Origin of the sequence: Bacillus sp. AP50 (assembly GCF_040492675.1) — a bacterium.
Classification (GTDB): domain Bacteria; phylum Bacillota; class Bacilli; order Bacillales; family Bacillaceae_G; genus Bacillus_A; species Bacillus_A cereus.
Map to the genome: position 1 here is coordinate 1 of NZ_JBEUTW010000185.1, position 5,475 is coordinate 5,475.

Consider the following 5,475-nt stretch of genomic DNA (forward strand, 5'->3'; position numbering starts at 1 on the left):
GATGTGTATAAGAGACAGGTCTAGGGGAAGTGAACGTGAATGAGTTCTGGATAAAATTATTAATCTAATGAAATATATATATGGAATAAGATTCATATAGTTAAATTCTATTGAGAATATAGTTTGAAAATTTGAGAGGAGACATATAAAGATGAACAAGAAATTATTTACTTTAGGGATGGTTACCGTTTTAAGTGTAGGTTTAGCGGCATGTAATAGTGCGGATAAAACTTCAGGCGAGCAAAAACAACAGACAAAAGCTACGGAAACGAAAAAAGATGAAAAACGAAAAATTACATATTTAGGTAAAGAATATACAGTGCCAGCAAAAGTAGATAAAATTGCGACAGCTAGTTTAGAGTCAATGGAAGATGCGGCAGTACTTGGAATTAAACCAGTTGGTGCCATTACTGTAGGTGGTAAACTACCAAAATACCTGGAAAAAGAGTTAGAAGGTGCGAAATCTGTTGGTGAGAAAATGCAACCCAATTTCGAAACATTACTACAATTAAAACCAGATGTGATTACATCAAGTACGAAATTCCCAGCAGAAACAGCTGAAAAGTTTACGAAAGTAGCTCCTACATTCCCGGTATCACACGTTTCAACAAATTGGGAAGATAACTTAAAGTTAATGGGAGAATTAACTGGTAAAAAAGATAAAGCAGAAAAAATTATTAAAGACTACAATTCAGACGCTGAAAAAGCAAAAGCAAAACTAGGAGATAAGTTAAAAGATAAAAAAGTACTTGTCATTAGACTAAGAGCAAACGAATTATTCCTATATCCAGAAGGAGTATACTTCAACCCTGTAATTTATAAAGATCTTGGACTAACTGCTCCAGAACAATTGAAAACTGTAAAAGCACAAGAGAAAATTTCATTTGAAAAACTTGCTGAACTTAACCCAGATTATATTTTCTTACAATATGAGGCAAGTGAAAATAAAAATCCAAAAGTGTTAGAAGAAATTGAAAGTAATCCAATTTGGCAAAGTATGAATGCTGCGAAGGAAAAGAAAGTATTTGTAAACGTTGTAGATCCAATGGCGCAAGGTGGTACTGCTTGGAGTAAAACTGCCTTCTTAAAAGAAGCAGTGAAAAATTTATCTAAATAATACAATAAGTAAGGTGCGTTGAATGATATGCAGAAAACAAATGCAGTACCAGTAACTATATTATGTATAGCACCCATACTCATCTTATTTACAGTTATACTTTCGATTTTGTATGGGGCGAAAAGTATTGATGCTGAAACAGTGTGGAACGCATTATTTCATTTTGATTCAAGTGATGTAAATCATAATATTATTATTACTTCACGTTTACCAAGGGTAGTTGCAGCTCTTTTAGTCGGAGCATTTCTAGCCATATCAGGAGCACTTATGCAGGGGATGACAAGAAACTATCTTGCATCCCCTTCTATTATGGGTGTGACGGATGGTGCTGCCTTTGTTATTACACTTTGTATAATTTTTCTTCCAGGAATGTCATCAATTGGTATGGTTATATGTTCAATGATTGGTTCTGCACTCGGAGCCGGTATCGTGTTTGGTTTTGGTTCGCTCCTTCAAAATGGCTTATCACCAGTTAGGTTAGCGATTATAGGAACAGTTATTGGAACATTTTTAAGCAGTGTATCGGCTGCAATGGCTTCGTATTTCCAAATTTCTCAAAATGTTAGTTTTTGGTTTAATGCAAAGTTAGATCAAGTAGATCCTAATATAATTAAAATCACGATACCGTTTGGGATAATTGGAATAATTTTAGCATTGTTAATATCAAAATCTATTACCATTCTTTCATTAGGCGAAGAGGTTTCTATTAATTTAGGACAGCGTACAAAACTAGTTAAAGCGATGGCAATTTTATCGGTAATTTTTTTAACAGGAACAGCAGTTGCTTTAGTGGGGAAAGTTGGTTTTGTAGGTTTAATTATTCCGCACATTACCCGCTTTATAATTGGGGTAGATTATAAGTGGATTTTGCCATGTGCAGGTGTTATTGGTGGCGTTTTCTTAGCGTTATGTGACGTTTTGAGTAGATTTGTAAACTATCCATTTGAAACACCTATTGGAGTCGTTACCTCCTTAATTGGAATTCCTTTCTTCCTTTATTTAATCCGTACTAGAGGAGGAGAGAGACATGCTTAAAAGTTCAAGTCAACGTTTCGGAATGACGATGGGGATTATTATATTTTTAATACTATGTGCTATCTATATTAGTTTAACAAATGGTACGTTCGACATTACGATTACAGATGTATTTAAAACACTTTTTAGAATTGATCCAGTACCAGAACATGATTTAGTTATTTTTGAGTTTCGTCTTCCGCGTATCGTAATTGCTGGATTAGTAGGATTAGGCCTTGGTGTTGCAGGTGCTGTTATTCAAGGGATTACGAGAAATGGATTGGCGGACCCAGGTATTTTAGGAGTAAATGCCGGAGCGGGAACAGCGATTGTCATTTTTATGTTTTTCTTTCAAGGACAATTAAAAAGCACAGACTGGGTTTCTATTATGATGATGCCAATGTTTGGTTTAGTAGGTGGATTAGGTGCAGCTATCATCATTTATCTGTTTTCTTGGAAAAACGGTAAATTAGATTCGCAGCGACTTTTATTAACAGGGATTGCAATTGGATCGGGATTTGGAGCTTTTTCTATGTACTTATCACTCAAAATGAAGTCAACTGATTTCGAGATGGCTGCAGTGTGGGTGTCTGGAAGCATATATAGTGCGAACTGGAAGTATATTGTGGCTATGTTACCATGGCTTATTACCTTAATTCCACTTATACAAAAGAAAGCTTATTTATTAGATTTATTCCAATTGGAAGAAACGAGTATTACAAGTTTAGGTGTTTCAGTAGAAAGAGAGAAATCGATTTTATTATTAAGCAGTATCGGGCTTGTGAGTGCATGTGTTGCTGTTTCAGGGAGTATCGGTTTTATTGGCTTAATGGCACCGCATATAGCGAAAAGACTTGTTGGTATTCAACATAAGTATATAATTCCTACGTGCGGCGTAATCGGAATGTTTCTTGTAATTGCCTCAGACTTTATTGCAAAAACAGTTTTCACACCTGTAGAGTTACCAGTTGGAATCGTTATTTCTATTGTCGGTGTACCGTATTTCTTATATTTACTTTATAAGGCGAAAGCGTAAGAGGAGGAATAAAAGTGAGTATTTTAAGTGCAAAAAATTTAGAAACAAGTTATGAAAAGCTTACAGTGTTTCGCGATTTAAATGTGGAAATACAAGAAGGAAAAGTAACGACAATTATAGGTCCAAACGGTTGCGGTAAATCGACATTGTTAAAAACAATGGGAAGAATTTTAAAACAAAAAAGCGGAAAAGTATATTTGCAAGGGCAAGATTTACATACAATTTCAACGAAAGAAATTGCGAAGCAGTTAGCTTTACTCCCGCAAACTCCAATTGCACCAGGTGAACTTAAAGTGGAAGAATTAATTTCTTATGGACGCTATCCACATCGAAATAACGTAAATAAGTTAACGACAAAAGATAAAGAAATGATTGATTGGGCATTAAATATAACGAAAACTTCTGAATTTCGAACGAGACAAATTGCAAATTTATCAGGTGGTCAAAGACAAAAGGTATGGCTAGCGATGGCATTAGCACAAGAGACAGAAGTGTTGCTATTAGATGAGCCAACTACATACCTTGATATGTCTCATCAATTAGATGTATTACAAATTGTGGAGAAGTTAAATAAAGAACATAATTGTACGGTTGTTATGGTATTACATGATATCAACCATGCAGCAAGATTTTCAGATGAAATTATTGCAATGAAGGAAGGAGAAATTGTTACAACTGGTAGCCCAGAAGAAATCATTACAAATGAAGTATTAAAAGAAGTATTTCATATTGATGCACGTGTCATGATTGATCCGTATAACGGGGCTCCTGTTTGTTTCGGTTATGATAGCGTTGTATCTCAAGAAGAAAAAATCGAAATATATGTAACAAGTTAAAAAGGGGGGATAGGGTGAATACTACAGTTGAAAAACAGCAGATTATAATATCTAATACAGAACAATGGAAAATGTATTCAAAATTAGAAGGTAAGGAATATCAAATTCATATTTCAAAGCCGAGGCAACCAGCACCGGATTCAGGATATCCTGTCATTTACGTATTAGATGGCAATGCCTTTTTTCAAACATTTCATGAAGCAGTTAAAATACAATCAGTAAGAGCGGAAAAAACTGGTGTTTCACCAGCTGTTATAGTAGGAGTGGGTTATCCAATTGAAGGCGCATTTTCAGGGGAAGAAAGATGTTATGATTTTACGCCTAGCGTAATTTCAAAAGATGCCCCTTTAAAACCAGACGGTAAACCGTGGCCTAAAACAGGAGGAGCACATAATTTCTTTACTTTTATTGAAGAAGAACTGAAACCACAAATTGAAAAGAATTTTGAGATTGATAAAGGTAAGCAAACGTTATTTGGGCATTCTTTAGGTGGATTATTTGCTCTCCATATACTATTTACAAACTTAAATGCTTTTCAAAATTATTTTATTAGTAGTCCATCTATATGGTGGAATAATAAATCCGTACTTGAAAAAGAAGAGAACCTTATAAATGAATTAAACAATGCTAAGTTTGAAACAGGAGTGTTCCTTACAGTTGGGTCACTAGAACGAGAGCATATGGTTGTAGGTGCAAATGAATTATCAGAGCGCCTTCTCCAAGTAAACCACGATAAACTTAAATTTAAGTTTTATGAAGCTGAAGGGGAGAATCATGCATCTGTTGTGCCGACGTCTTTAAGTAAAGGGTTGAGATTTATTAGTTACATATAGGAAAAAAGGTTATGGATGAAACATTCCATAACCTTTTTTGATATGTAGAATTGTCCTTTTTGAAAGTTTTGTTTCAACTTTTCGTCTAAAGAGACAAAAAGTTGTCACAAAACGGTCACAATTAGCATAAACATAAAATAGACGAAATGAACTTATTTCCAAAAAGGCTCGGTTTATTCCGATCATGATTTGTAGAGCTGAAAAAGTATGGATTAAAAGTTCACTATATTCCCAAGGAGGTAGATCGTATGAAAACTATTCTTGCTATCGCTGGACTTATTTGGGTTCTATCGCATGGCATCCCAATTTATGAAGGAGAACAAATTCGCAGTGCTCTGAATAAAAATTTTAATGAATATCATATCATTGACCGGCAAGATAATGTTGTAACAGTTCGAGTAAATGACTGTTTTCATACGGTAACCGTTGAAGGAACTTCAGTAGTGAATGATACAAAAGTATGTGATCAACAATAATTATATATGGAAAGAAAAAATTCTTGGATTAAATATCTGAAAATTAAGATTTTAATATTATAGATGAAGAATAAGCGGGGGCGGGTAATCCCTGCTTATTCTTGTTTCACTTTATTGAATTTTGATGAGAGATATAATGATTTTTTTGACAAAAAGGAAAGGG

The 5,475-nt window shown here is 34.4% G+C and carries 6 protein-coding genes; all 6 read left to right on the top strand.

The features are described from left to right. Positions 1-151 precede the first annotated feature (151 nt). Positions 152-1,117 (top strand): iron-hydroxamate ABC transporter substrate-binding protein, encoded by a 966-nt coding sequence (locus tag ABWK52_RS15415; RefSeq protein ID WP_001035506.1) that lies wholly within the window; start codon positions 152-154, stop codon positions 1,115-1,117. Positions 1,118-1,144: 27 nt separating this feature from the next. After that, entirely contained in the window at positions 1,145-2,152 is a 1,008-nt protein-coding gene (locus ABWK52_RS15420; RefSeq protein WP_001173051.1) for a FecCD family ABC transporter permease, read from the top strand. Further along, on the top strand, positions 2,145-3,167 hold the full coding sequence (locus ABWK52_RS15425; protein WP_098541612.1) for a FecCD family ABC transporter permease: 1,023 nt from the start codon (positions 2,145-2,147) through the stop codon (positions 3,165-3,167). Before ABWK52_RS15420 ends, ABWK52_RS15425 begins: the two co-directional genes overlap by 8 nt. A gap of 14 nt (positions 3,168-3,181) precedes the next feature. Beyond that, positions 3,182-4,003 carry an ABC transporter ATP-binding protein gene (locus tag ABWK52_RS15430; protein ID WP_000025773.1) on the top strand — a complete coding sequence of 274 codons (822 nt, stop codon included), beginning with the start codon at positions 3,182-3,184 and terminating at the stop codon, positions 4,001-4,003. Positions 4,004-4,017: 14 nt separating this feature from the next. Continuing rightward, on the top strand, positions 4,018-4,836 hold the full coding sequence (locus ABWK52_RS15435) for an alpha/beta hydrolase (RefSeq protein WP_001098697.1): 819 nt from the start codon (positions 4,018-4,020) through the stop codon (positions 4,834-4,836). Between the two features lie 248 nt (positions 4,837-5,084). Continuing rightward, positions 5,085-5,312: a hypothetical protein gene (locus ABWK52_RS15440; protein ID WP_000849103.1), complete on the top strand. Its 228-nt coding sequence runs from the start codon at positions 5,085-5,087 to the stop codon at positions 5,310-5,312. The last annotated feature ends 163 nt before the right edge of the window (positions 5,313-5,475 follow it).

Excerpts from the sequence above, each read along its gene's own strand:
- ABWK52_RS15415 (WP_001035506.1), top strand. The coding sequence starts at position 152 with ATGAACAAGAAATTATTTACTTTAGGGATGGTTACCGTTTTAAGTGTA.
- ABWK52_RS15420 (WP_001173051.1), top strand. The coding sequence starts at position 1,145 with ATGCAGAAAACAAATGCAGTACCAGTAACTATATTATGTATAGCACCC.
- ABWK52_RS15425 (WP_098541612.1), top strand. The coding sequence starts at position 2,145 with ATGCTTAAAAGTTCAAGTCAACGTTTCGGAATGACGATGGGGATTATT.
- ABWK52_RS15440 (WP_000849103.1), top strand. The coding sequence starts at position 5,085 with ATGAAAACTATTCTTGCTATCGCTGGACTTATTTGGGTTCTATCGCAT.